The sequence below is a fragment of the Egicoccus sp. AB-alg2 genome, from assembly GCF_041821065.1.
Lineage (GTDB): Bacteria > Actinomycetota > Nitriliruptoria > Nitriliruptorales > Nitriliruptoraceae > Egicoccus.
Genome location: NZ_JBGUAX010000002.1, coordinates 468,540 through 494,133 on the forward strand (window position 1 = coordinate 468,540; position 25,594 = coordinate 494,133).

Sequence of the window (25,594 nt, forward strand, 5' to 3'; positions counted from 1 at the left end):
CCCCCGGTCAGCTGCCGGGCCTGCCCGGTCCGCCGGCCAGGACGTCGAGGTCCAGCTCCAGGCCGACGACCCAGTTCGGCGCGTCGACCACCTCGAGGATCCGCAGGTGTGCCGCGACCGAGCACAGCGCATAGGCGTCGGCCGGGTCGAGACCGTGCTCCTCGCCCAGCCGCTCGATCATCGCCCGGGTGGCGTCGCGGGCGCCGACGTGGAGGTCGGGACCGACCCCGGTGGTCAGCAGCCGCGGGCCCGACGCCGGCGGTGCTCCGCGCGGCAGCTCCAGTTGCGGCGCGGCCGGCGCCCGGCCACGCACGACGTCGACACGGATCGAGACGGTGCCGGTCGTCTCCACCGCGGTGCCGCAGACCTCGCCGTCGCCCTGGGCGGCATGCGGGTCGCCCATCGACAGCAGCGCCTCCGGAACCTCGACGGGCAGCAGCAGGGTCGCGCCGGCGCGCACGTCGCGGCAGTCGAGGTTGCCCCCGACGTTCCGGGGCGGGATCACCGAGTGCGGCCCCGGTGCCGCCGGCGCCACGCCGACCGTGCCGAGGAAGGGCCGGGCCGCCACGCGGGCGAAGCCGCCGACCTCGACGACCCCGTCGCGCACCTCGGACACCACCACGTGCGGGTCGGGGAACTCGTCGGCGAGCAACCCGAAGCCGGGGATCAGGGTGGTCCAGCCGCGGGCGCCGACGTCCAGCGCCAGCACCTCGACGGCCAGCGCGTCACCGGGTCGGGCGCCCTCCACGGTCAGCGGACCGGTCAGCGGGTTGGCACGCCCGAGGTCCAAGGCGGCCACGTCGGCCGCCGTGGCGTCGGCGCCGAGCTGACCGTCGAAGCAGTCGGCCAGCCGCAACTCGACGGTCTCCCCGGGTGCGATCCGGAGGCGCGGCGCGAGCGTCCGGTCCCAGCCGTGGTGACCGTCCCGGTGGTGCAGGGTGTGCATCGTCGCGACCTTCCATGGCGCCGGGGCGTGCTGCGCCCGCCCGCGACCGTAGGGCGCGCCGCCGCACCGTGGGTCGGGATGCCGACCGTCGGTACGCTGCCGGACGATGCTCAAGGACCTGCTGCGGCCGACCGCGCTCCTCAGCCACGTGCTCGTGCTGCTCGTGGCCGTCACCTGTGTCGCGCTCGGGCAGTGGCAACTGGACCGGCTGGCGCAGGTACGTGCCAACAACGCCCTGCTCGAGGAGCGCCTGCAGGCACCGCCGGTCGAACTCGCGACGCTGGTCGACGAACGCCCCGTCGACGAGGCGGGGTTGGAGTACCGCCGGGTGACGGCCCGCGGGATCTTCCGGCCGGAGCAGGAGGTGCTGCAGCGCGGGGCCCAACACAACAACCAGCAGGGCTTCTCGGTCCTGACCCCGCTGGAACTCGAGGGCGGTGGCGTCGTGCTCGTCCGGCGCGGCTTCGTACCGTCGGCGCTGGACACGCCACCGGTCGCCGAGGCGGCCCCGCCGTCGGGGACGGTGCAGATCGCCGGCATCCTCGAGCGGCCGGTCCCCCAGCCCGACTTCGGGCCGCAGGACCCGCCCGGGGGCGACCTCGCACGCGTGTTCCACACGGACACGGCGCGACTCGACCGCCAGGTCGACGGTGAGCTGTACCCGATGGTGGTGCGGGTGCAGACCGACGAGGTCGTCGCCTACGACGCGTTGCCGGTCCCGCCGGAGCCGCCCGTGCTCGACGAGCGCAACCACTTCTCCTACGCGATGCAGTGGCACGCGTTCGCACTGCTCGCGGTCGTGACCTACGGCGCCTGGCTGTGGAAGCGCCGCGGCCGTGGTGACGATCCGGACGCGAGCGAGAAGTCAGCGCCACCCGCGCCCCCCGCGCGGGTGGCCGGCTGACTCCCGCGGACGAAAACCCGCGAGTTGTGGCCGCCCCCCGCGCGGCCACCTGCTCGCGGGACCCCTTCTTCGTCCGCGCCCCCGCGACCTTCCGGTGTTCACCGGTTGGTCGCTCCCGTGCCGAGCGCTTCGACATGGTCGCACGGCCGGGTCCGCGACGGAACCGTGCCCCTACGTGACTTGCAAGGTGGTGCTAGCACCACCGCTGCCGGCCACGGAGACGTTGGCGGCTGCCTAGTCTCCGGGGCGCAGCAGGAGGTGGCCCTTGCCGTCCGGATCGGCCCGCACGACGCTCTTGATCGCCGAAGACGACTACCTCGTGCGCGAAGGTGCCCGGTCGGTGCTCGCCGCCCATCCGCGCCTGGAGGTCCTGGGCGCGGCGGGCGACCCGCAGGGTGTCCTGGAGCTGCTCGAGCAGCACGACCCGGACGTCGTCATGCTCGACATCCGCATGCCGCCGACCTTCACGACCGAGGGCATCGAACTGGCGCACCGGATCCGCGAGATGCGCCGTGGCACCGGCATCGTCGTGCTCTCGCAGCACGCGGACCCGGAGTACGCGCTGGAGTTGCTCAAGCACGGTTCGGACGGCGTCGCCTACCTGCTGAAGGAACGGCTCGGCGACGCCGACCGCCTGGTGCAGGCCATCGAGGAGGTCCGCGCCGGCGGATCGATCCTCGACCCGCGGATCGTCGAGGGCCTGCTGGAGGCACAGCGCCGTCGCACCGCCTCCAAGCTGGCTGGACTCACCCCGCGCGAACTCGAGGTGTTGGCGCTGATGGCGTCAGGACGGGGGAACGTCGCGATCGCGCGGGAGCTGTCGATCACCGACCGGTCGGTGGAGAAGCACACCAACTCCATCTTCCGGAAGCTCGGTCTGTCCGAGGAACTCGAGCTCAACCGGCGGGTCGCCGCCGTCCTGTTCTACCTCCAGCGCTCCCCCGACTGAGGGCTCGCCGTCGCCGCCGACGGATGGTCGCGACCTGGTCAGCGGCAGCAGGGCCGTCATCGAGGTGCCCTCGCCGGGGCGCGACAGCAACTGCAGCGATCCGCCCAGGGCATTGACCCGGTCGCGCAGGTGCACGACGCCGCCGGATCGGGTCGTGCGCTCCGGGCGGAAGCCGATGCCGTCGTCGCCCACGCTCACCCGCAGCATGTCCCCCTCGTGGCGTACGTCGACCCGGATCCGGGTCGCGTGCGCGTGCTTGAGCGCGTTGGTGACCGCCTCGGAGATGAGGAAGTAGGCGTTGGTCTCCACGTCCTCGTCGACCCGTGGCAAGGGGTCCGGCTCCAGGGTGACGCTCATCGGCGTCTCGGAGCGGCTGGCGAGGCTGTGCAGCGCGCCGCCCAGGCCGCGGTCGCGCAGGATCGACGGGAACAGCGCCTGTCCCGTCGCGCGCAACTCGTCGAGGATGCCGTCGATCGAGTCGGCGAGCCGCTCGGTCACCTCGTCGACCTTCGCGGCGTCGTCGCGCAGTTGGTGCCGGGCGGCGCCGACCTGCATCCGCAACACGACCAGCTGCTGCTGGATGCCGTCGTGGAGGTCCTGCGCGACCCGCTGTCGCTCGGCGTCCTGCACGCCGACGATGCGTCGTGCCGCTTCCTGCAGGGCCTCGGCCTGCTGACGGATCACCAGCAGCTGCGCACGGAGGGCCCGACGCATGCGCTCCAGGGCGCCGGCCAGCATGCCGATCTCGTCGCGGCGCTCGACCTGGAACGAGCGCTCGAGGTCGCCCGCAGCGATGGCCGTCGCGGTGTCGGTCAGCGCCAGGATCGGGCGGGTCATCACCCGTGCCATGGCGAAGGCCAGCGCCCCACCGAGCACGATGAGCAAGGTGACCATCAGTGCGCGGGTCCGCGTCAGCCGGGCGTCCAGCGCGGCGAGCGGGTCGGCCGTCACCAGGCCGATCGCCGCCGCGTGCCCCCAGTTGCGCTCGGCCCCGATGGCGACGTAGCGCACCAGGCGACGGTCACCCACCTCCTGCGTCTGGCGTTGCAGCGTCGGATCGGCCAGCGCCGGGTCCCCGACCGCCTCGCCGTCCGACGAGGCGATGACCCGGCCGTCCACCACGATCTCCACGCGGTCGACACCGGTCTGGCGCTCGACGCTGCGCGCGTGGGCGTCGGAGAGGGCGAAGCCCACGACGACGAGCAACTGCTCGCTGACGCGGCGGACCGGGAAGGCGTACACCAGGCCCCACTCCCCGCTCTCCAGCCGGACCACCCGCTGGCCCTGGAAGGCGGAGACCGGGGCGTTCGCCAGCTGTTCGGGGTACGGCGCCGCGACCGTCGTGCGCGCAGGCAGCCGCTGGAGCAGCTCACCGGTGGACAGATCGATGACGGCGCCGAGCTCCAGGCTCGAGTCACTCGTCCCGACCGTCGACAGCAGGTCCGCGAGGCCGCGCTCGAAGGCGTCCTGATCGGGCGTGTCGCTGAGCATCTGCTGGGCGAGGGTGCTCAGCAGCAGGTTGATGCGCAGCCCGTCACGCTGGACCTCGTAGTCCAGCGCGTTGCCCTGCTCGACGGTCAGTACCCGCGCCTGCTCCTGTACCGCCTCGCGGGTCAGGCGGGTCTCCAGTACCAGCGTGACACCGCTGGCGAGAACCAGGACGGCCAGGAAGGCCGCCAGGATCTTCGGCAGCAGGGATGCCTCGCGATCGAGTGCCGCCCGCAGGAAGCTCATGGCGCCGCCCGCATCACGCGCCCGTGTCCGAGGCCAGCCATGCCTCGGCGAACTCCTGCAGGTCGGCCATCGACTCGACCGCGGGCCGGTGGCCGGACAGGATGTCGTTGAGCGCCTCGGAGAAGGCCTGCGCCACGTCCGGATAGGCGATCAACGGCATCACGCGGGCGTTGGGCAGCTGCTGCACGAAGGTGCTGAGCAGCGGGTCCTCCGTGAACAGCGGCGCGTCGAAGACCCGGATGCGGGCCGGCAGGCGGCCCTCCTCCTCGGCCAGGCGCAGGGCCACGTCGTCGTCGATCAGTCGCAGCGCGAGCTCGAAGGCCAACTCGGGCTGCTCGGCGCCGGTCGGCACGAACAGGCTGGAACCGCCGAGGACGGTCACCGGCTCGTCCGGGTCCGCCTGCGGCAGCGGCAGCACCCCGACGCGCAGGTCGCGGTCGGCGCTGCGGGCCACGATGTTGAGGTCCCAGGAGCCGGTGGCGTGGGTCGCCACCTGGCCGGACGCGAACGCCTGCACCGTGTCCGCAGCCAGGTCCGCGCCGTAGGGGCCGGGCGCGAGATCGGTCCGGATGAGGTCGACCAGGAACTCCAGCGCGGCGACGGTCCGCGGATGGTCGAAGGTGAACGTCGGCTCGCCGGTCGCCTGGTCGATGCGCAGCAGCTCGCCGCCGAAGGCACGGATCCAGCCGTAGGCCTGCCAGCTGCTCGTCGAGATCGGCAGCATCCACTGGGCGCCGCCTCCGGCCACCACCTTCTCGGCCGCCGCGTGGAAGCCCTCCATGGTCCGCAGCTCGCCGGGGCTCGCGACCCCGGCCTCCTCGAGTGCGTTCAGGTCGGTGAGGAGCACCAGGGCGTTCGTGTCGAGCGGGACACCGTAGGGCTCGCCCAGCCAGGTGACGTCCTCCACGGCACCGGGAAGGAACTCGTCGGCGCGCAACCCGGCGTCCCGCCACTGCGCACCGAGCGGCTCGGCGAGGTCCGCGGCGGCCGCGGCGAAGGCGTGCCAGTGGGCGAGGTCGTAGGGCTGTTCGAGGTCCTGTGCGGCGGACACCAGGTCGGGGATCTGCGAGAACGGCACGGCCTGGACCTGGACCTGGACCTGCTCGTGGTCGCGTTCGAAGGCGTCGAGGACGTCACGCACCGCCGGCGCACTGGCCCAGTCGTCGGCCATGATGACGCGCAGGAGCGTCGGTTCGGCCGGGACGGCCGACGCCGTGCACCCAGCCGCGAGCACGGCGAACAGCGCAAGGGTCGGTACCGCGCGCACCTGCCACCGTCCTCCGCCCACGGGACCTCAGCGTTGCACAGCCATCGGCCGAACGTCCACCAACCCAAGGCACCGCGCCGCGTGGGCGACGATCTCCCTCACCTGGTGCGCAGGTGCCCGGCGACGCACGGTAGCGTGCCGGCATGGCCGACTTCCGCACCGTCCCGTTCCTGCCGACCGCATTCCATGACGACGCCACGCTCGACCTCGACGGTCAGGCGGCGCTCGCGGCCACCGTCGCGGCGGCCGGCGTCGACGGCGTGAACGTCCTGGGACTGACCACCGGCGAGGTCACCTCCCTGCGCGTGGAAGAGATCGGCGACGTCGTGGCCGCCACGCGGCGTGGCGCCGCCGGGCTGCCCGTCGGCGTCGGCCTCGGTCCGCCGGGCGCCGGGACACTGGCGCTCGCACGCGCCGCCGCGGCCGCTGGCGCGGACCTGCTGGTGGCGCCGGTGCCCGCCGGCAGCGACCCGCTGGCACCGCTGGGCGAGGTCGCCGAACTGGGCCTGCCGTTGTGGCTGCACCACCACCCAGCCGTCACGGGCGCGCGCCGCAGCGGCGACGAGCTCGCCGCGCTGGCGACGGAGATCGGCGCCGCGGTCGTCGTCGTGGAGGAGGCACCGCCAGGCGATCTGCTGGCGGTGCTGGCCGGTGGTGCGAGCGCGGGGGTCGGTGGCCTGGCCGCGCTGTTCCTGCCCGAGGAGGTCGAGGCCGGCGCGGTGGGCACGGTGGCCGGATGCGCCGTCCCCGAACGGCTCGTGGAGGTCGTGGCCCGCTACCGTGCCGAGGATGCCGGCGCCGCGTGGGACGCCTACCTCGAACTGTTGCCCTGGCTGCGTCTGGAGGTGGGCAGCCCGGGGCTGCGTGTGCGCAAGGAGGCCTGGCGTCAGCGTGGTGTGCTGTCGTCGGGGCGCGTCCGCGAAGGCGCGCCGCTGGCGGCGGCGTCGAAGCTGGCGATCACGCGACGCCTGCGGCAGGTCGGCGCCGACGTGAGTGCCCCGTACCCGGGCAGCTGAGCCCATCCGAGCAGGGAGCCCCCGTGCCCGCAGACGACGATCGCGACCAGCCCGACGGCGAGCTGTGGCAGCGCCGCGTCGAGCTGCGCGACGGGACGCCGGTGCTGGTGCGCCAGATCCAAGCCGAGGACCGCGAGCGGCTGGCGGCCGGCTTCCGGCAACTGTCACCGGCGTCGCGCTACCTGCGCTTCCACACCGTGTTGGACGAGCTCACCGACGAGCAGCTGACCTACCTGTCCGAGGTCGACCACGTGGACCACGAGGCGGTGGTGGCCATCGACCTGCTCCACCCGGAGCGACCTGGCGTCGGTGTGGCGCGCTACGTCCGCGAGCCCTACGAGGAGCACGTGGCCGAGGCCGCGATCACCGTGGCCGACGAGTACCACGGGCAGGGCGCCGGCACGTTGCTGCTGGGTGCGCTCGCCGACCGTGCCCGCGCCAACGGCGTGACCACCTTCCGCAGCTACGTGCTCGACGGCAACAACGCCATGCTGGAGGTGTTCGAGCACCTCGGTGGGCGGCGGGAACGCGAGAACGAGAACCTGTGGCGCGTCGACCTGCCGCTGCCGAGCACGCTGGAGGAGCTGCCCGACTCGGCCGCAGGCCGGGCCTTCCTCGGCGCGGCGCGCGGCCAGCGGCACCTCATCAGCCTGTTCCCGCCCATCTGGAGCCGCCTCAAGGGCCTCGCCGGCATCGGGGACGACGAGGACGAGCTCGCCACCGTCCGTGACCGGGTCGAGCCGTGGCTCGACCGGCGCGAGCGGTAACGTCCGCGGGATGCTCGTGCCCCACTCCCGCGCCGAGTTGCGCCGCCGGATGCCCCGCCTGATGGCGGGGCTCGTGCTGTGCGGCCTGGGAATCGCCGTCATGGTGGCCGCCGACCTCGGGCTCGGCCCGTGGGACGTGCTGCACCAGGGGCTGTCGAACCGCAGTGGGATCCCGATCGGGACCGTCGGCATCCTCGTCGGCGTGCTCGTCCTGGGCGGCTGGCTGCCGCTGCGCGAGCGTCCGGGCCTGGGGACCGTGCTGAACGTGCTCGTCATCGGCGTCGTGATCGACGTGACGCTGCTGTTCCTCGACACACCGTCGCAGGCCTGGCTGCGCTGGGTGCTGATGGCGGCCGGGCCGGTGCTGTTCGGCGTCGGCTCGGGCTTCTACATCGGGGCCGGGCTCGGGGCGGGCCCGCGCGACGGGATCATGACGGGCCTCGCCCGTCGCGGGCTGCCGGTGGGAGGCGTGCGTGCGGCGCTGGAGCTGTCGGTGCTGGCCGGTGGCTGGCTGCTCGGCGGCACGGTGGGGGTCGGGACCGTGGTCTTCGCGCTCGCGATCGGCCCGATCGTGCACGTGGCACTGCCGCGGCTGTCGGTCCGCGACGCCCCCACCACGCCGCCGCCCGGCATGGGCTCGGCACGTTGACGCGGCCGGCGTCCGGCACGGCCGGCGCGGCTCAGCGGCAGAGCGGCGCGATCGTCGGGTAGGGGTTCACCCACGAGCCACCGACACGACGGCCGAGGTGCAGGTGCGGCGGCGTGGTCCTGGCGTTGCCGGTGTTGCCGACCGTGCCGATCGTCTCCCCCGCCGACACGCTGGCGCCCGGCACGATTCCGGCCGCGATGGTGTCGAGGTGGGCGTTGTACCACTCGCTGCCGTCGGCGGTCCGGTACGTGACCGTGATGCCGCCGAGGCTGGTCGGTGCGTCGGCCGGGTTGGTGCGCAGGACGACCCCGTCGGCGATCGCGACCACCGGTGCGCCGCGGGCCGCGAACACGTCCGTGCCCTCGTGGGTGCGCCCGCCGGACCGCGGGTAGCCCCAGTCGTTGCTGAAGTCGCGACCGGCGACCGCGCCCACCACGGGGCAGTAGCCGCCGTCGACGCTGGGCCCGCCGGCGCTGCGGCCGGCACCGGCGCCGGCGCGCTCAGCGGCCCGCCGTTCGGCCTCCTCGCGGGCCCGCCGTTCGGCCTCCTCCTGGGCGCGACGCTCCGCGAGCTCGGTCTCCAGCTCGGCCCGGCGCTCGTCGACGCGCGACAGCAGCGCCGAGGTCGCCTGGGCGTCGGCCTGCAGGGACGCCAACACGTCGCGCTGGCGCGCCTCGTCGGCCTCGATCTCCGCGGCCAGCTCCTCGGCCTGCGCGCGCAGGTCCTGCACCACCTCGAGGGTCTCCGCCGCCTCTGCCGCGGCCTGGGCGGCCCGGCCGCGCGCCCGCGCGGCGTCCTCGGCCTGCTGCGACCGCGTCTGCCGCAGCTCGAAGACCTGCTGGACGGTCGACTCCTGCGTGTCGACGACGACCTTCAGCTGCTTCATGCCGACGGCGAACGTGTTGGGGTCCTCGGCCCGCCGCAGCACCTCGAGCACCATCGCGCCGCGGGTCGCGCCGACCGTGCCGTACTTGAAGCTCTCCACGATCTGCTCGGTGAGCAGCTGCTCCTCGCGGCGCAGTCGCTCCTCGGTGCGTGCGAGCACGTCCTCGGCCCGGCGGTGGTCGGCCTCGGCCTCGGCCTGCTCGGCCCGCGCATCCTCGAGTGCGGCCTCGGCCAGCGCCACCTGGCCCTCGGCGGCCCGGAGCCGGCCCCGGGCGTCGTCCAGGCGCACGGCGAGCTGGGCGAGCTCCTCCTCGGCGCTGTCGATCTCCGACTGCACACGGCCGAGTTCGTCCGACAGCCGATCCGCCCGGCGCTCGGCCTGGTCGAGCTCGTCCGCGACCTCACCGCTGTCGCGCGGCTGGGCGCCGGCGGCGGCGGGGACGACGAGCAGGATCGCGGCGAGAGCCGCGACCACACGCAGACGTCCCCGTCCGGGCGTCCTGGGGCCGAGCACGACGTTCCTTCGCATCGCGGAGCGCGGGGCGCGACGGAATGCAGCGCGGAACCGTACCGCCCCTGACGAGTGTCATCGGCCATTCGCCACGAACACTCAAGGGCGCGCGCGGGCACCGGGCAGCAGCAGGCAGGCCGTGCTGCCGTCCGGGCCGATGGCGATGCTGAGCTCACCACCCTCGGCGTGGATCAGCGCGCGGGCGAGCGGGAGCCCGCGCCCGCCGGCCGCGGCAGGGTCGTCGTCGACGCGGGCCGGCAAGCCGTCCTCGGTCGGGGCGGGCGCCGGCACCGCGACCGGCCCCTCGTCCAGCACGCACACGCGGACCGCGCCGTCCGGTTCGTCGGGCAGCGCCGGTGCCAGCCGCACGGTGATCGTTCCCGTGGCGTGACGGAGGGCATTGTCCAGGAGCACCTGCAACGCCTGACCAACGGCACCGGGCCGGACCCGCACGGGCGGGACCGGCAACGCCTCGAAGACCAGGTTGCGGCCGCGCTGCTCCGCGAGGTCCTCCCACACCGGCAACCGGTCGCGGACCAGCGTGGCCAGGTCGAGCTCCCGGGCCGCCGTGTCGGGGCGGGTCAACGCCACCAGTTCGTCGATCGTGCGCTCGAGCCGGTCCGCCTCCTCCAGTGCGGCGTCGACCGACGGGCCGGGCTGGGCGGCAGCGAGGGTCTCCAGGTGCAGCCGCAGGGCCGTCAACGGGGTGCGCAACTGGTGGGACGCGTCGGCCGCGAACGCGTTCGCCCGGTCGACCGAACGCCCCAGACGCGCGGCGGTGTCGTCGAGCGCGTCCGCGATGCGGTCGGCCTCGGGCAGGCCGCTGCGCGGCGCACGGGCGCTGAAGTCGCCGTCGCCCAGCCGACCCGCCGACGTGGCCAGCCGTTCGAACGGCTTCGCGAGGCGGCGACCGACGAGCCAGGCGACGCCGGCGGCCGTCGCCGCCACGGCCGCCGCCACGCCCGCGATCAGCAGCCAGGCGCCACGTACCTGCGCCCGCAGCGTGGCGTCGTCGGCGACCATGTGCAGCAGCACGGGCTGCCCGCAGACCTGCGTCGACAGCGGCACGCCCACCGCGACCCGCCCGTCGCCGACGGCCCGGCCGGGCACCCCGGCGCCCGCCTCGGCCACCTCGGGACCGATGCTCGGGCGGCCGTCCGGCGCGGTCGTGGCCACCAGTCCCCCTTCGACCGTGATGACGCTGACGACGACGGCCAGGTCGCGCAACTGCACGACCCGCAGCTGCAGCTCCGGACAGTTGCGCGAGGTGTCGAGCAGGAAGCCGAATGGTTCGGCCGTGCTCTGCAGCGAGTCCACGGCCCGGCCCTCGAGCAGCCCACGGACCGACCACGCCAACGGCAGCGCGAACGCCAGCAGCGCCGTCATCACCAGGGCCACGGCCGACACCAGCAGGCGCTGCCTCATGCGAGGGTGTCCCGCCCATCCGCCGGGGGGGCGCCCTCGCCGGTGGGATCGGTGGGCTCGAAGCGCAGGCCCACACCCCGGACCGTGCTGATGTAGCGGGGCTCGGCCGGGTCGTCACCGAGCTTGCGTCGCAACGACGAGACGTGCACGTCGATGGTCTTCGAGGCGCCCATCCAGCGGGTGTCCCAGACCTCGCGGGCGAGCTCGTCACGCGTCACCACGCTGCCCGCCCGCGCCAGCAGCAGTGCGAGCAGGTCGAACTCCTTCGGGGACAGCTCGAGCTCCTCGCCTCCGAGCCAGGCGCGCCGCGCGGCCGGGTCCAGTCGTACGTCACGGACGACGAGTTCCCGGGCGAGCGGTGGGCGGGCGGCGGCGGCGCGGCGCAACAGGGCGCGCAGCCGGGCCTGCAGCTCCGCGAGGCGGAAGGGCTTGGCGACGTAGTCGTCGGCGCCGGCGTCCAGACCCACGACGACCTCGGTCTCCGTGGTGCGTGCCGTAAGCACGAGGATCGGCAGGTCGGCCCCCAGGTCGCGGCGCAGGCGCCGGCACACCTCGATGCCGTCGACGTCGGGCAGCCCGAGGTCGAGCACGACCGCGTCGGCGTCGCGCGCGGCCGTCAGCGCCTCGCGCCCGGTTGCCACCCGGACCACCTGGTGACCGCTGGCGGACAGGGCCGTCACCAGCGGCCGGGCGATCCCGTCGTCGTCCTCGACCAGGAGCACCCGCGCCGGCGCGTCGCTCACGTCCACCTCCGACCTTCGTTCGCGGCCCGGCCAGCCTACGGCGGTCGCGACGCGTGGAACCGGTATCGGCGCGCCTTCTTGGGCCGCGACCGCCCGTCTTCACCCTTTCCTTACCTGGGCCCTGACGAGCGCTCACCCACGCGTCCGTACCGTCGCGACGGCGAGGTGAGGTCCCCCGCGCACCGACGAAGGAGGAGGCGACGATGGATCACCGGACGGGCCCCGAGACGAGCCGGGCGAGCGCCGCCCCGGACACGACCGTGCCCGCCGAGCCCACCGTCACCTCCTACGCGCCGCCGCCCCCGCCGCCCCCACCCGAGGCACCGGTCGACGAGTCCCGGCCCAGGCCGCTGCGCGCACGTCACCTGGTGGCGGCCGCGCTGGCGGGTGCACTCGGTGCCGGCGCGGTGGTCGTCCCGGCCCAGTTCCTCGACGACGACGGTGCCGCCGGGCCCGCGACCGCCGAGCCCGCACCAGGTGAGCAGGCGCCGGCCACCGCGAACACCTCGAGCAGCGTCATCGGCGCGATCGCCCAGCAGGTGTCCCCGTCCGTGGCGCGCGTCGACGCCAGCGGGCCGGTCGGCGCCGGCTCCGGTTCCGCCGTCGTGTACCGCGCCGACGGCATCCTGGTGACCAACAACCACGTGGTCGCCAACGCCAGCGACATCACCGTCACGCTGCCCGACGGGGAACGTCTGCCGGCCGAGATCGTCGGGACGGACCCGAGCTCCGACCTGGCCGTGCTGCGCGTGGACGCGACCGACCTGCCCGTGCCGGTGTGGGCCGACGCGGAACACCAGCCCGCCGTCGGCGACACGGCCGTCGCGATCGGTTCGCCGTTCGGGCTCGACGGGTCCGTCACCGCCGGCATCGTGAGCGCCCTCGGCCGCAACGTCGCGACCGCCGAGGCCAACCTCGTCGACCTGCTGCAGACCGACGCCGCGATCAACCCCGGCAACTCGGGCGGCGCGCTCGTCGACGGCGAAGGGCGGGTCATCGGCGTCAACACCGCCATCGCCAGCAGCGGCGGCGGCAACGAGGGCATCGGCTTCGCCATCCCGGCGACCACGGTCGGCAACGTCGCCGACCAGCTGCTGGAGAACGGCGCCGTCCGCCACGCCTTCCTCGGCATCGCCGGGCAGACCGTCGATCCGGACGTGGCCCGGCTCTACAACCTGCCGGTCGAGCAGGGTGCCGTCCTCGCCGAGGTCCCCGACGGCCCCGCGGCGGACGCGGGGCTGCAGCCGGGCGACATCATCGTGCGCATCGACGACTTCGAGGTGACCAGCATGATCGACCTGGCCGGGCGCATCCAGCAGTACCAGCCGGGCGACGAGGTCACCGTCACCTACCTCCGCGACGGCGCGGAGCAGACCACCACCGTCACCCTCGGCGAACGGCCCAACCAGAACTGACCGCATCCTCCCAGACCGTCCGGCGCCGCCGCCCCCCGGCTCGCCGGACGCGGCCGACGCGGCGTCGTCACCGCATGCCGGGCCTCTCTCCACCCGGCTCTCGCGTCGGCCTCCGGACCCCGGCTGCATCCCCCAGCGGCCGGGGTCCGCTCGTGTCACCGGCTTCAGCGGCAGGTCGCGTGGCCACCGTCGACCGGGATCACCGCCCCGGTGGTGTAGGCGCCGGCACGGGAGGCGAGGTAGATCGCGATGCCCGCCATGTCCTCGGCCCGGCCCACGCGCCCCAACGGGATCGTCGCGACGACCTCCTCCTCGTGCGCCATGACCACCTTCGTCATCTTCGAGGGGAACAGGCCCGGCGCGATCGCGTTCACCGTGACCCGGTCGGGCGCGAGGAACTTCGCGAGGTGTCGGGACAGCTGATGGACGGCGGCCTTCGAGGCCGAGTAGGCGTAGCTCTCGAACGCCGGGACGTGGAAGCCACCGTCGATCGAGCCGATGTTGATGACCCGCGCGGGGTCCTCCTCGGTCGCGGCCGCCCGTAGCCGCGACGCGAGCGCCTGCGTGAGCAGGAAGACCGACTTCACGTTGAGGTCCATGACCTTGTCGTAGCCGGATTCGGGATACTCGTCGAAGGGCGCGCCCCACGTGGCGCCGGCGTTGTTCACCAGCACGTGCACGCGGTCCTCGCGTTCGGCCACCTGGGAGGCCAGCTGGTGCACCCCGTCGCTCGACGACAGGTCGGCCGGCAGGGCGACGCACGTACCGGTCGCGGACAACTCGTCGGCCAGCGCCTCGCAAGCCTCCACGGACCGCGACGAGATGTAGACCCTGGCGCCGGCGGCGACGAAGCCGCGGGCGATCATCTCGCCGATCCCCCGCGATCCGCCCGTCACCACGACGACCTTGTCGCGCACCGCGAACAGCTGCTCGATGTCCATGGGTCCTCCGTGACGGTGTCCACCGTCGGGTTCGGGATCACGTGGCCGCGGCAGGCGCGGCGACGTCGCCGCGACCGTAGCCGCACCGTCGGAACGGGAACGATCACCGGCCGAACGTTCCAGTTCGCTACGGTCCCGGCGACCGGCCGGCGGGACCCCGGGAGGCAGCGATGGACGCGCCGTTGCGGATCGGCAACTGCTCCGGCTTCTACGGCGACCGGTTCGCCGCCGCCCGCGAGCAGGTCGAGGGCGGCCCCCTGGACGTGCTGACCGGCGACTACCTCGCCGAGCTCACCATGCTGATCCTGTGGCGCGCGCAGCAGAAACCCGGCGGCGTCGGCTACGCGAAGACGTTCCTGCGCCAGATGCGCGAGGTCCTGGAACCCTGTGTTCGTCGCGGCATCCGCGTGGTCGTCAACGCGGGCGGCCTGGACCCGGCCGGCCTCGCGGCGGCGCTGCGCGAGCTGGCCGGCGAGTTGGGGCTCGACGTCGCCGTCGGCCACGTCGAGGGCGACGACCTGCGGCCCCGACTCGCGACACTCCAGGCCGACGGGCACGCACTCGCACACCTCGACACCGGCCGACCGTTGGCCGCGGCCGGCGCGCCGGCCCTGACGGCCAACGCCTACCTCGGCGGCTGGGGGATCGCGGCGGCACTGGACGCCGGTGCGCAGGTCGTCGTCACCGGCCGCGTCTCCGACGCGAGCCTGGTGGTGGGTCCGGCGGCCGCACACTTCGGCTGGTCGCGCCGCGACTGGGACCGCCTGGCCGGTGCGGTGGTGGCGGGCCACGTCCTCGAGTGCGGCGCGCAGGCCACCGGCGGCAACTACGCCTTCTTCACCGAGGTGCCGGGCATGGAGCACCTCGGCTTCCCGATCGCGGAGGTCCACGCCGACGGCACCAGTGTCGTGACCAAGCACCCCGGCACCGGCGGGCGCGTCGACGTCGGCACCGTGACGGCGCAGCTGCTCTACGAGCTCGGTGAGCCGGCCTACCGCAACCCCGACGTGACGGCCCACTTCGACACCATCCGGCTCGCGACCGACGGCGACGACCGCGTCCGGATCGAAGGAGTGCGCGGTTCGCCTCCGCCGTCGACCAGCAAGGTGTGCGTCAACGCCTTCGGCGGCTTCCGCAACCGGGTGACGTTCGTGCTCACCGGCCTGGACGTCGAGGCGAAGGCGGACCTCGTGCGCCGCCAGCTGGACCCGGTCCTGCGCGCGGCGGCACCGGACCTCGTCGACTGGCGTCTGGTGCGCAGCGACCACCTCGACAGCGACGACAACGCGGCCGCGACGGCCTCGCTCACGCTGACCGTGCACCACCACGACGCCGACGCCATCGGCCGCCCGCTCGCCGGCGCCTGCGTGGAGTTGGGCCTGGCCTCCTACCCCGGGTTCACGGTCACGGCACCACCGTCGGACGCCGAACCGTTCGGCCGCTACTGGCCCACGACGGTCCCGGCGGCGCTGGTCGAGGAGGTCGCGGTCCTGCCCGACGGTGGGCGTCGGCCGATCACCCAGACCGGCGCCGACCTCGGCGAGCCCGCCGGGGCAGTGAGCAGCGCGGGCAGCGGGGACGTCACGTCCGGCGACGGCCACGACGGCGGGGCGCTCCCGACGGCCGGGACGACCCGGCAACTCCCGCTGGGCGTCCTGGCCGGTGCGCGTTCCGGCGACAAGGGCGGCATCGCCAACGTGGGGCTGTGGGTGCGCAACCCGGACCACTACCCGTGGCTCCTGCAGGTCGCTGGCACCGCCGACGCGGTGCGTCGGTTGCTGCCGGAGGCGGCCGGACTCCCGGTGCGGGTGCACCACCTGCCCCGCCTCGCGGCCGTCAACGTCGTCGTGCCCGGGCTCCTCGGCGACGGGGTCGCGTCCTCGACGCGGCCGGACCCGCAGGCCAAGGGCCTGGGCGAGTACCTGCGCTCGCGACTGGTGCCCGTCCAGCCCGCGCTGCTCGAGCCGCGGCCGACCTGACCGATCCGCGGCGCTTCCGTCGTCAGGTCGCGCGGTAACGGGCGCGGTCACCGGACCCGGTGCGAAGCACCGTGCCGGCCTCGAACAGCCGGTCGAGCTGCTCGCGGATGGCGTCCTCGTCGCGTCCGAGGGCGGCCGCCAGCGACGTCGCCGTGCCCACCCGCTGCGCCCGCAGCTCGGTCAGCAGCAGCTCCTCGTCGGCGGCGTCGCTGCCCTCGCCCGCCGCCAGCCGCCAGGCGCCGTCGGCCGCCCGCTCGATCGTGCGGACGTAGGGTCGGACGTCGTCGACGCCGGGTGGGTCGCCGAGCCGCTGGAACAGTGCCGAGGGATCCTCGACCGGCGTCGGGTGCAGCGAGATCGCGTCCAGGTCCCCGCGCGCCGCGTACAGCCCGCGGGACAGGTCGAGCTCCTCGGCCATCATCTGCTCGTTGCCGCCGCGGCGCGCCCGCAGGTCGCGCAGCAGGTCCTCCCGATCGCGGCCGCGCAACCGCAGCAGCAGGAACGGGTCGCGGTCGATCGCGGCCCCGGCGACGGTGTGGACCCCGGCCGCGTGCTGGCACACCCGCCGTTCGGGATCACAGGAGCAACGGAAGTGCAGGTCGTCGAAGTGCGGCAGCACCGGCACGCCGACGTCGGCGAGGACCTGGGCGACCCCTTCCGGCAGCTGCCCGTCGAGCAACGCCGCGGTGAAGCGCAACTCGGACGCCAGCGCGTCCGACGCCCGGTCCCAGACGTCCTCGCCCGGAAGCTCCCAGGTGATGGTGACGTCGCAGGGCGCCGACCGGTCCTCGCGAACGGTGCCACGCACCACGCCCGGCTCCACCGTGACGTCGCTGACCGCGCCGCGGCGCGCCAGGCCCTGACCGCGCTGGACACGGCGGGCGTTGGACGCGCCGGCCGCGTCCAGCACCTCGAGCCAGCGCTGCCCCCACCACCGCCGCGCGTCGATGCCGTTCAACAGCCCACTCATGCGCGCCCGCCCGGGATGGACGTCAGCATCGGGCGGCCGGGCCCGACCGTCGCCGGCTCGTCGTCGTCCTCGTCGGCGAGGTCGGCGGTCGACAGCGACACCAGCTCGCGCAGCTCCTCGTCGTCCAACTCGGTGATCCAGGTCTCGCCGGCCTCGACGACCGCATCGGCCAGCGCCCGTTTGCGCTGCAGCAGTGTGGCGATGCGCTCCTCGATGGTGCCGGCGGTGACCAGCGTGTGGACGGTGACGGCCCGCGTCTGCCCGATGCGGTGCACACGGTCGGTGGCCTGGTCCTCGACCGCCGGGTTCCACCACCGGTCGAAGTGCATCACGTGGCTGGCACGGGTCAGGTTGAGTCCGGTCCCGCCCGCACGCAGCGACACCAGCAGGATCGGCGGCGCGTCCTCGTCCTCCTGGAACCGCTGCACCATCGCGTCGCGGCGCGGCAACGGCAGCCCACCGTGGAGGAACGGGACCTCCGGCACGCCGAGCTCCGCGGTGAGGTGGCGCACGAGCAGCTCGCCCATCTCGCGGAACTGCGTGAAGACCAGCGCGCGCTCGTCGTTGTCGACGATCTCGCCGAGGATCTCCGTGGCGCGGGCGAGCTTCCCGGAGCGGTTGGGCAGCCGCCGGTCGCCATCGGGGCCGGCCGCGTCGCGCAGGTACTGGGCGGGGTGGTTGCAGATCTGCTTGAGCGCAGTCAGCAGTGCCAGGATGCGCCCGCGGCGTTCGAAGGCCGTGTTGCCCAGGCCCCTGCCGCTGAACGCCTGGTCGATCGCGGCCTGGTACAGGCTCGCCTGCTCGCGGGTCAGCGAGCAGGCCACGGTCAGCTCCTGCTTCGGGGGCAGGTCGACCGACACCTCGGGGTCGGCCTTGCGCCGCCGGAGCACGAACGGCGCGACCAGGCGGCGCAGGCGCGTGGCGGCGTGCTCGTCGTGCCAGCGCTCGACGGGGACGGCGAAGCGCTCGTTGAACGCCCGCTGCGAGCCGAGCAGCCCCGGGTTGGTGACGTCGACGATGGCCCACAGCTCGGCGAGGCGGTTCTCGATCGGCGTACCCGTCATCGCGATACGGGCCCGCGCCGTGAGCGACCGAGCCGCCCGGGCGCCCTTGGACGCGGCGTTCTTGATCTGCTGCGCCTCGTCGAAGACCACGACGTCCCAGTCGACGTCCTCGAGCATCCCGATGTCGCGGCGCAGCAGGGCGTAGGAGGTGACCGTGACGTGGCCGGGCTTGAAGGCCCGGCGGGTCATCGCGCGTTCGGGCCCGTGATGGCGCAGGACCGGCACGTCGGGCGCGAACCGCGCCAGTTCGCGTTCCCAGTTGCCGACGACGGAGGTCGGGCAGACCACCAGGTGGGGGCGGTCCTGGGCGCGTGACGTGAGCAGGGCGATGGCCATCAGCGTCTTGCCGAGCCCCATCTCGTCGGCAAGCACGCCGCCCATGCCCAGCTCGGTCAGGCGCTGCAGCCAGGCGACGCCGCGACGCTGGTACGGGCGCAGGTCACCGTGGATGTGCTCGATGCGGGCGTCACCGGGTTCCTCGGCCTGCCGCAACCGGTCGATCAGCTCGCCCAGGGCGCCGTCGGCGACGGCGTCGACCCAGCCGAGGTCGGCCACCTTGTGCTGGCCGGAGAGGGCGGCCGCCAGCGCCTCGGTCAGCTCCAGCGAGGCGGTCTGGCCGGCGAGTTCGGCCATCCGGTCGACCTCGTCGAGGTCGACCCGGACCCAGCTGCCACGCCAGCGGACCAGAGGTTGCTTGAGCGCGACGATCTCCGCGAACTCGTCCGCGCTGAGCGTGTCGTCGCCGAGGGCCACCTCGTAGCGCAGGTCGGCGATGGACGACAGGCCCAGGGGGTCGGCGCCCTCGACGCGTGGGGCGAGGTCGGTGCTGCGGCCGATCCGGATGCGCAGGCGCAGCCGCTGCTCGCCGGCGTCGCGGAGCTCCGGCGGCACCTCGACGCCGATGCCGCCGGCGGCCAGGGCGTCAGCCCCCTCGCTGAGCAGCGTGGCGACCTCGCGGGCCCGCAGGTCGAGCCCGACCGGGCGGGACTCCGACAGGCTGCGGTCGATCGGCGCGAACAGCCGTGCGGCCGTCGACAGGCCGCGGACCAGCGTCGCCTCCGGATCCGGCAGGCGCCGCCCGGCCAGCTCCAGGCCGGCGCCGGCACCGTTCCAGACGTTCGCGGCATCCAGCCGCGCGGTGGGGTCCGCGGTCGACTGCAACAGGTAGTGCAGCCGCCAGGTCGCCTCGGTCGCGGCCAGCCGCGCGGACAGGTCGTCGCCGCCGTCGTCGCCGATGACCGGCGGCTCCAGGCGCACGGCCAGCCGGGCGACCGCCTCGCGGTCCGACCCGAGCAGTGGACCGGCCCACTCCTCCAGTTCGTCGGCGACCTCGTCGGCCGGGACGCGCAGGTGCGCGACGGTCGGGTCGCTGCCGGCCAGCGCGTCGGCCCACATCTCCTGCCACGGGCGCCGGGGGCCGCGCCGGCGGGGATCGAGCTCCGGGCGCCGGCCCTCACGGGCGCAGGCGTCGGCGACGGCGTCGAGGAACGCGCCGACCATCTCGGCCGGACGCCACAGCTGTCCGGAGGGGCGGCGCACCGCATGGGCCGCCACGGGCAGCGCCGCGGCCAGCTGGGACACGCGCGTGTCGGACGGCGCCGCGACCCGCCAGGACGCGATGCCCGAGCTCGGGTGGTCACCGGCCCGGAACACCGGCAGCAGCCGCCCGGCGGCGACCAACTCCAGCGCCAGCTTGGCCGCGACGCTCCAGGCGAGCACCGCCGGCGCCGGCCGGGACCAGGCCGGCCAGTCCGGACCCGGGGGCATCGCCGCCAGCCGGCGCACGGCCGGCAGCAGCGGGACGAGCCGGGCCGGCCGCTCGCACGGCCGCACGCCGCCGTCCGCGAGATCGACCGTGGCCAGCGTGCCGGTCTCGCCCTCGGGCAGGTCGAGCGCGCGGACGGCGTGCAGCAACGTCTGCTCGTCCGTGTCATCCCCGCCGTCGATCGGCGCGAGCCACAGCGCGAAGGAGCCGCCGGCGGGGACCAGTGAGCCGGGCACGAACGTGAGCTGCGCGCGCTCGGCCAAACGTGACTCCTCGACGGCAGACGGCCCACGAGCGTAGACGGTTCGGAGCCGGCCGGCCGTCCGGCGTCTCGCCGTGCGGACGCGGTGGGGCAGGACGCCGGTCGTCGGGAAGGAATGCGGCCCTTGGAACGTTGTACGTAGCTGGAGACCGTCCGATCCCGTCCGGGCGGTCACTCCTGCATGGATGACGACAAGCCCGCGGGCTCGTTCCCTACGAACCACGGGGAAACGACCGCAGGCAGACCTCTCCCGACCCCCCGCCACGGAGGTGACCGTGACCGACTCCACCCAGACCACGGCCACGACGGACAAGCCCGGAACCACGCTCACGGCCGACACCGACGGCCTGGTCATCGAATGGCTCGAGACCGAGTTCCCCGGGTGGCAGTTCTCCGTGGACGAGACCTCGACCTGGGAGGGTGACCTCAAGCCGCTCTGGATCGCCAGGCGCGGCGGCCACCACCCTCAGTCCGAACTCTCCGCGGCCAAGCTGCACACCCGCCTGACCGAGTACCTGGAACGCGAGCAGCGCAAGTCGGCGCTCGCGAACTGACCGGTCGTCCGGCCACGACGACGGCGCCCGTTCCGGCGGGCGCCGTTCGCGTGTCCGGACCCGAGCGCGTCACGACGGGGACGGCCGGGCGTTGGGCTCGCCGACGCTCGCGTCCCGAGCCGGGCGGACACCTGCCGCCGCTAGGGTGATCCCGTGAACCTTCTCGACGTCCTGCTGGTGCTGCTGGTCCTGGTCGCCATCGGCGGGGGCCTGCGCCTCGGCTTCGTCGCGCGCGCCGCTTCGTGGATCGGGCTGGCGGTCGGCGTGGCCCTGGCGATGTGGACCGTCCCCACCTCGCTGGCCTTCGTCGAGGGTGGTGAGCCCGGACTGCGTCTGTTCGTCGGCCTGGTGGTGCTCGCCATCACGGTGACCGTGGTCGCCTCGCTGTTCCAGGCCGTTGGTCTGCGGGCCCGCCGCTCGATCGCCGCGACGCCGCTGTCCGGACTCGACCGGGCCGTCGGCGCCGTGGCGGGCGCCTTCGCCATGGTCGCCGTGGTGTGGTTCCTGCTGCCGGCCGCCGCCCAGGTCCCCGGCGAGGTGTCGCGCCAGGTGCGCACGTCCATGCTGGCGGCCACGATCGAGCGCTCCACGCCCGAGCCGCCGGACGCGGTCCGTGCCCTGCGCAATCTCGTCGACAACAGTCGCTTCCCGGAGGTCTTCGCCGACCTGCAGCCGGCCCCGGTCACGGGGCCGCCGCCGGAGGAGATCCCCGTCCCCCAGGACATCGTGGACCGGGCGACGGCCGCCACCGTCAACGTCGAGGCGGACGGGTGCAACCGCCGCTACGAGGGTTCGGGCTTCGCCATCGCGAGCGACACCGTCGTGACGAACGCCCACGTGGTCGCCGGCGCCGAGGACGTGCAGGTCAAGCGGCCCGACGGCGAGATCCGCGCCGCCACGGTCGTCGTCTTCGACCCGGACCGGGACCTCGCCGTCCTCGAGGTGCCCGACCTCGGCCAGGAGGCGCTGGAGACCACGCCGGGCGAGGTCGGCTCGGACGGGGCCGTGATCGGCTACCCCGGCGGGCAGGACACCCCCCGCGTCGCGCCGACCCGGATCGACGACCAACGCACCGCCGTCGGACGCGACATCTACGGCCGCGAGCGCACCGAACGCCAGGTGCTCTTCCTCTCGTCCGCCCTCCAGCAGGGCGACTCCGGCTCGCCGGTGATCGACGTCGAGGGCCGCGTCAACGGGGTCGTGTTCGCCATCAGCCCGGACAACCCGACCGTGGCGTTCGCGCTCGACCTCGGTGAACTCGAGGCCGTCCTGGACGCCCCGCGCGACCCCGGCGCCACGGGTCCCTGCATCTGACGCCGCCGTAGCGGGCGCGGTGGTGTCACACCCCGCCCGTAGCGTGCGACCGATCGCGCCGATCGCGCCGATCGCGCGGATCGCGACGACGTCGAGGCAGGAGTACGGGTATGGACCTGGTCTTCGCCGTGCTGGTGTGGGCTGCCGTGTTCGGCGTGGCGGCCGGACTGCTCCGCGGCCCGGCACCGGCCCGACGGCCGCCCCGCCATGGCGTCAACCGACCGTCCGGCGGACGAACCCGCGCACGCCGGCCCACAGCAGCGCCAGCGTCGCCGCCCACAGCGCGGCCAGGACGACCGGCGCGGGCATCGTCTCCACGCTCGGCGTCAACGCGGCGCGGAGCCCCTCGCTGACGTACACCAGCGGGTTCAGCAGGACCACGACCTGCAGCCAGCGCACCGCGTCCAGGGCCGCCCCGGGGTAGTACACGGCCCGAGGAAGGTCAGGGGCAGGACGACGAGGGAGAACATCAGCCCGATCTGACGCGGGTTCACCCGTGTGCCCAGCGTCAGCCCGAGCGCGCCCGACAGCAGCGCGGACTGCACCGCGACGACCAGCGTCAGCGGGTGCTCCAGCGCCAGCGCCACCTCCCCCGCCGGCACCACGGCGACCAGCGGCAGCACGACCATCCCGGCCAGCAGGCTCTGCCCGGCGCCGAACAGCATGAAGGCACCCAACTCGAGGCGGACCACGCGCAGGTCGCGCAGCAGCAGGCCGTGCACCGTGGCGAGCGTCACGCGCCAGCCCGCCGCGGCCGTGGACACCTCACTCACGCAGCAGGCCCCTTCCGGTCAGCGCGATGAACGCGCCCTCCAGCGTCGAGCGGCTGACGCTGACGTCGGTGAGCCCGTCGGCGGCGAGGCCGGCCACCAGCGTCCCCACCAGCCCCTCCCGGTCCGCCGCTCGCACCCGCACGCCACCGTCGATGTGTTCGGCGCCGAGGGCGGGGCGCCCGCCGGTCGGGGCTCGCCGTCCGGTTTCGTCCCCGGGAGCGCTCCGTACCGGTGCACACGACCGCGGCGCGACCCCCCTTCCGGCGGCCGTGGCGGGCGGCCGGCCGCACGCCGGGTGGTCTACGGTTGCCCCATGAGCCGCAAGATCGCCACCGCCGACCGCGTCGACCGCGACGCGCTCCTCGACTTCGTCCGTCCGCGCCACAAGGTCGTGCTGACGACCTTCCGCGCCGACGGCGGACTGCAGTCCTCACCGGTCACGGCCGGTGTCGACGGCGACGGGCGCCTGGTCGTCGCCACCTACCCGCAGCGCGCCAAGACGCGCAACCTGCGCCGCGACCCGCGGGCCAGTGCCGTCGTGCTGTCCGACGACTGGGACGGTCCGTGGGTCCAGCTCGACGGGCACGCGGAGGTGCTGGACGTCCCCGAGGCCGTCGAGCCGCTGGTCGAGTACTTCCGCGTCATCTCCGGCGAGCACCCCGACTGGGACGAGTACCGGCGGGCGATGGTGGACCAGGGCAAGAGCCTGCTGGGAATGACGATCGAACGCTGGGGCCCGATCGCCACCGGCGGCTTCCCACCCGAGCTCGCCTGAGCGGGCCCGTCCACGCCGAGGCTCCCGTGGCACTGCGCATCGCCCTGCTGCTCTTCGACGGCTGCGACCTGCTGGACGTCGGCGGCCCCTACGAAGTGCTGCTGACCGCCAACCGGCTTGCCGAGCGGGACGGACGGGAGGTCCCCTTCGACGTCGTCACCGTCGCGCCCGACGAGCGGCCGTTGGCGGCCTACGGCGGGCTCGGCCTGCGCGCCGACGCGACCGTCGACGCGGTCGACGATCTCGACGTGGTGATCGTGCCCGGCCTGATCGACGTGCCCCGCGCGCTGCAGGACGGCGGCCTGCTCGCAGCCGTCGCCGGGCTCGTCCGCCGCAGCGCGGTCACCAGTTCGGTCTGCACGGGTGCGTTCCTGCTCGCCGAGGTCGGCGTACTGGCAGGCCGCGCGGCGACGACCCACCACGAGGACGCGGCCGACCTGGCCGCGCGCGACGACGTCGGCGAGGTCGTCACGGGCCGGCGCTGGGTCGACACGGGTGACGTCGTCACCGGCGGCGGGCTGTCCAGCGGGCTGGCGCTGGGACTGCACCTCGTCGACCGGTTCGTCGGCCGTGACCTGGCCCTGGCGACGGCCCGGCAGCTCGAGCACCCGTGGGATCCCGAGGGACGCGACCAGGTCTCCGCCCCATGACCCCGCCCCTCAGCGAGCGCCTCTACCAGCGGCTCGTCGGGACGGACGACGGCGCGGCCGGCGGGCTGGACCAGGAGGTCGCCGCCGCGGTTCCCCGCAACGCCACCCGGCAGGTGGGTGCGCTGGCACTGCAGAGCGCCGGTGATCTCGTGGTCGACGCGAAGACCGTGCTGGCCTGGCTGTTGGCGGCCGTCGGGGCTCCGACGGCCGTCGCCGGCCTGCTCGTGCCGGTCCGGGAGTCCGGGTCGATGCTGCCCCAGGCGGCACTGGTGCCATGGCTACGGCGCAAGCCCGTGCGCAAGTGGGTGTGGGTCGCGGGCGCGGTCGGGCAGTTCGCCGCCGTGACGGTGATGGCCCTGCTGGCGGCGACGGCGACCGGCGCGACGGCCGGCTGGGGCATCCTGGCCGCGCTCGCGGGGTTCGCCCTGGCCCGCTCGTTGACGTCGCTCGCCTCCAAGGACGTCCTGGGGCGGACCATCCCGCCCGGGCAGCGTGGCCAGATCAACGGGTGGGCGTCGGTGGCCTCGGGGGTGGTGGCGATCACCCTCGGGCTCGCGCTGCGCGTGTTCGGCGGCGACGAGACCGACCCGGTCGCGTTGGCGTGGCTGATCGGGGTCGGGGGGCTCACGTGGCTGCTCGCCGCGGCCGTGTTCGCCGGCGTCGTCGAGCGGCCCGAGCCGGACCCGGCCGACGACGCCCCCGGCGCGGTCGCGACCGCCGTCCGACTGCTGCGCGACGATCGGCCGTTCCGCCACTTCGTCGTCGCACGCACCCTGCTGCTGGTGTCGGCGCTCACCCCGCCGTTCGTGGTCACGCTGGCCGGCCAGCAGGGCGGCGCGGGTCTGGCCGGGCTGGGGCCATTCGTGCTCGGCAGCGGGATCGCGTCGCTGATCGGTGGGCGGCTGTGGGGCCGGGCGTCGGACCGCTCCAGCCGCCTGGTGATGGTGGCGGCAGCGGTGATCGCGACCGGCATCACGCTGACCTTCCTCGCCGTCCTGCAGGTCGACGCGCTGCGTGAGGCCGCGTGGTTGTACCCGACGACCTACCTGCTGCTCGCGATCGCCCACACCGGCACACGCATCGGCCGGAAGACCTACGTGGTGGACCTGGCCAGCGGCAACCAACGCACCGAGTACGTCGCGGTGTCCAACGCCGCGATGGGACTGCTGCTGCTGGTCACGGGCGCGGTCAGTTCCGCGGTGGCGACGCAGGGCCCGCAGGCGGCGCTGCTGTTCCTCGCCGTGCTGGGTCTGGTGGCCGTCCCGGTGGGGCTGCGTCTCCCGGAGGTCAGCGGCGAACGCGCCGCGGCCGGCTGACGCCCGCGGGCGCCGGCCGT

Annotated in this window: 23 protein-coding genes and 1 pseudogene; 12 read left to right on the plus strand and 12 right to left on the minus strand. The window is 74.4% G+C overall.

Annotated elements, in window-relative coordinates; genetic code table 11:
* Positions 1-7 precede the first annotated feature (7 nt).
* Entirely contained in the window at positions 8-946 is a 939-nt protein-coding gene (locus ACERM0_RS04835) for an acetamidase/formamidase family protein (RefSeq protein WP_373677383.1), read from the minus strand.
* Between the two features lie 106 nt (positions 947-1,052).
* Between ACERM0_RS04835 and ACERM0_RS04840 the strand changes: the two genes are divergently transcribed.
* Both ACERM0_RS04840 and ACERM0_RS04845 read left to right on the plus strand, forming a co-directional pair.
* Complete coding sequence (locus ACERM0_RS04840) at positions 1,053-1,850, plus strand: SURF1 family protein (protein ID WP_373677384.1); 798 nt, start codon at positions 1,053-1,055, stop codon at positions 1,848-1,850.
* Positions 1,851-2,115: 265 nt separating this feature from the next.
* Positions 2,116-2,799, plus strand: coding sequence for a response regulator (locus ACERM0_RS04845; protein WP_373677385.1), 684 nt, complete (start codon positions 2,116-2,118; stop codon positions 2,797-2,799).
* A 48-nt stretch (positions 2,800-2,847) separates the two neighbouring features.
* Here ACERM0_RS04845 and ACERM0_RS04850 read toward each other — a convergent pair.
* Both ACERM0_RS04850 and ACERM0_RS04855 read right to left on the minus strand, forming a co-directional pair.
* Positions 2,848-4,533: pseudogene (locus ACERM0_RS04850) on the minus strand (histidine kinase); the annotation flags it as partial.
* A gap of 13 nt (positions 4,534-4,546) precedes the next feature.
* Positions 4,547-5,800, minus strand: coding sequence for an extracellular solute-binding protein (locus ACERM0_RS04855; protein WP_373677386.1), 1,254 nt, complete (start codon positions 5,798-5,800; stop codon positions 4,547-4,549).
* Between the two features lie 143 nt (positions 5,801-5,943).
* On the opposite strand from ACERM0_RS04855, the gene ACERM0_RS04860 reads away from it, so the two are divergent.
* From ACERM0_RS04860 to ACERM0_RS04870, 3 genes are read left to right on the plus strand one after another with little or no spacing between them, the layout of a single operon-like run.
* A complete protein-coding gene (locus ACERM0_RS04860; protein WP_373677387.1) occupies positions 5,944-6,816 on the plus strand; it encodes a dihydrodipicolinate synthase family protein in 873 nt (290 codons plus the stop codon).
* A gap of 23 nt (positions 6,817-6,839) precedes the next feature.
* Positions 6,840-7,583, plus strand: coding sequence for an N-acetyltransferase family protein (locus tag ACERM0_RS04865; protein WP_373677388.1), 744 nt, complete (start codon positions 6,840-6,842; stop codon positions 7,581-7,583).
* 10 nt (positions 7,584-7,593) lie between these two features.
* Positions 7,594-8,232 (plus strand): YitT family protein, encoded by a 639-nt coding sequence (locus ACERM0_RS04870; protein ID WP_373677390.1) that lies wholly within the window; start codon positions 7,594-7,596, stop codon positions 8,230-8,232.
* Between the two features lie 31 nt (positions 8,233-8,263).
* Here the strand turns inward: ACERM0_RS04870 and ACERM0_RS04875 are convergent, their stop codons facing one another.
* From ACERM0_RS04875 to ACERM0_RS04885, 3 genes are all read right to left on the minus strand, one after another.
* Positions 8,264-9,631 (minus strand): murein hydrolase activator EnvC, encoded by a 1,368-nt coding sequence (locus ACERM0_RS04875; protein WP_373677392.1) that lies wholly within the window; start codon positions 9,629-9,631, stop codon positions 8,264-8,266.
* Positions 9,632-9,727: 96 nt separating this feature from the next.
* Positions 9,728-11,053: a sensor histidine kinase gene (locus ACERM0_RS04880; protein ID WP_373677393.1), complete on the minus strand. Its 1,326-nt coding sequence runs from the start codon at positions 11,051-11,053 to the stop codon at positions 9,728-9,730.
* The gene (locus tag ACERM0_RS04885; protein ID WP_373677394.1) at positions 11,050-11,796 is read right to left on the minus strand and encodes a response regulator transcription factor; all 747 of its coding nucleotides are present in this window, start codon (positions 11,794-11,796) and stop codon (positions 11,050-11,052) included. Before ACERM0_RS04885 ends, ACERM0_RS04880 begins: the two co-directional genes overlap by 4 nt.
* Before the next feature lie 203 nt (positions 11,797-11,999).
* Between ACERM0_RS04885 and ACERM0_RS04890 the strand changes: the two genes are divergently transcribed.
* Positions 12,000-13,211, plus strand: a complete 1,212-nt coding sequence (locus ACERM0_RS04890; RefSeq protein ID WP_373677395.1) for a S1C family serine protease — start codon at positions 12,000-12,002, stop codon at positions 13,209-13,211.
* A 164-nt stretch (positions 13,212-13,375) separates the two neighbouring features.
* Here the strand turns inward: ACERM0_RS04890 and ACERM0_RS04895 are convergent, their stop codons facing one another.
* A complete protein-coding gene (locus tag ACERM0_RS04895) occupies positions 13,376-14,152 on the minus strand; it encodes an SDR family oxidoreductase (protein ID WP_373677396.1) in 777 nt (258 codons plus the stop codon).
* A 170-nt stretch (positions 14,153-14,322) separates the two neighbouring features.
* Here ACERM0_RS04895 and ACERM0_RS04900 point away from each other — a divergent pair, with 170 nt between their 5' ends.
* Positions 14,323-16,131 carry an acyclic terpene utilization AtuA family protein gene (locus ACERM0_RS04900; protein WP_373677397.1) on the plus strand — a complete coding sequence of 603 codons (1,809 nt, stop codon included), beginning with the start codon at positions 14,323-14,325 and terminating at the stop codon, positions 16,129-16,131.
* Between the two features lie 22 nt (positions 16,132-16,153).
* On the opposite strand, the gene ACERM0_RS04905 is transcribed toward ACERM0_RS04900, so the two are convergent.
* A complete protein-coding gene (locus ACERM0_RS04905; RefSeq protein WP_373677399.1) occupies positions 16,154-17,101 on the minus strand; it encodes a hypothetical protein in 948 nt (315 codons plus the stop codon).
* Positions 17,098-20,193 carry a DEAD/DEAH box helicase gene (locus tag ACERM0_RS04910; protein WP_373677400.1) on the minus strand — a complete coding sequence of 1,032 codons (3,096 nt, stop codon included), beginning with the start codon at positions 20,191-20,193 and terminating at the stop codon, positions 17,098-17,100. The genes ACERM0_RS04905 and ACERM0_RS04910 overlap by 4 nt, the downstream gene beginning before the upstream one ends.
* Positions 20,194-20,467: 274 nt before the next feature.
* On the opposite strand from ACERM0_RS04910, the gene ACERM0_RS04915 reads away from it, so the two are divergent.
* Positions 20,468-20,746: a hypothetical protein gene (locus ACERM0_RS04915; RefSeq protein WP_373677401.1), complete on the plus strand. Its 279-nt coding sequence runs from the start codon at positions 20,468-20,470 to the stop codon at positions 20,744-20,746.
* Between the two features lie 153 nt (positions 20,747-20,899).
* A complete protein-coding gene (locus tag ACERM0_RS04920; protein ID WP_373677402.1) occupies positions 20,900-22,060 on the plus strand; it encodes a MarP family serine protease in 1,161 nt (386 codons plus the stop codon).
* A gap of 213 nt (positions 22,061-22,273) precedes the next feature.
* Here ACERM0_RS04920 and ACERM0_RS04925 read toward each other — a convergent pair whose 3' ends face one another.
* From ACERM0_RS04925 to ACERM0_RS04935, 3 genes are read right to left on the minus strand one after another with little or no spacing between them, the layout of a single operon-like run.
* Positions 22,274-22,459, minus strand: a complete 186-nt coding sequence (locus tag ACERM0_RS04925) for a hypothetical protein (protein WP_373677403.1) — start codon at positions 22,457-22,459, stop codon at positions 22,274-22,276.
* Positions 22,429-22,833 (minus strand): hypothetical protein, encoded by a 405-nt coding sequence (locus tag ACERM0_RS04930; RefSeq protein ID WP_373677404.1) that lies wholly within the window; start codon positions 22,831-22,833, stop codon positions 22,429-22,431. The genes ACERM0_RS04925 and ACERM0_RS04930 overlap by 31 nt, the downstream gene beginning before the upstream one ends.
* Positions 22,826-22,975, minus strand: coding sequence for a hypothetical protein (locus ACERM0_RS04935; RefSeq protein WP_373677405.1), 150 nt, complete (start codon positions 22,973-22,975; stop codon positions 22,826-22,828). The genes ACERM0_RS04930 and ACERM0_RS04935 overlap by 8 nt, the downstream gene beginning before the upstream one ends.
* A 171-nt stretch (positions 22,976-23,146) precedes the next feature.
* Here ACERM0_RS04935 and ACERM0_RS04940 point away from each other — a divergent pair, with 171 nt between their 5' ends.
* The 3 genes from ACERM0_RS04940 to ACERM0_RS04950 are packed head-to-tail and all read left to right on the plus strand — an operon-like array spanning position 23,147 to position 25,574.
* Positions 23,147-23,608, plus strand: coding sequence for a PPOX class F420-dependent oxidoreductase (locus ACERM0_RS04940; protein WP_373677406.1), 462 nt, complete (start codon positions 23,147-23,149; stop codon positions 23,606-23,608).
* 26 nt (positions 23,609-23,634) lie between these two features.
* Positions 23,635-24,258, plus strand: a complete 624-nt coding sequence (locus ACERM0_RS04945; RefSeq protein ID WP_373677407.1) for a DJ-1/PfpI family protein — start codon at positions 23,635-23,637, stop codon at positions 24,256-24,258.
* Complete coding sequence (locus ACERM0_RS04950) at positions 24,255-25,574, plus strand: MFS transporter (protein WP_373677408.1); 1,320 nt, start codon at positions 24,255-24,257, stop codon at positions 25,572-25,574. Before ACERM0_RS04945 ends, ACERM0_RS04950 begins: the two co-directional genes overlap by 4 nt.
* The last annotated feature ends 20 nt before the right edge of the window (positions 25,575-25,594 follow it).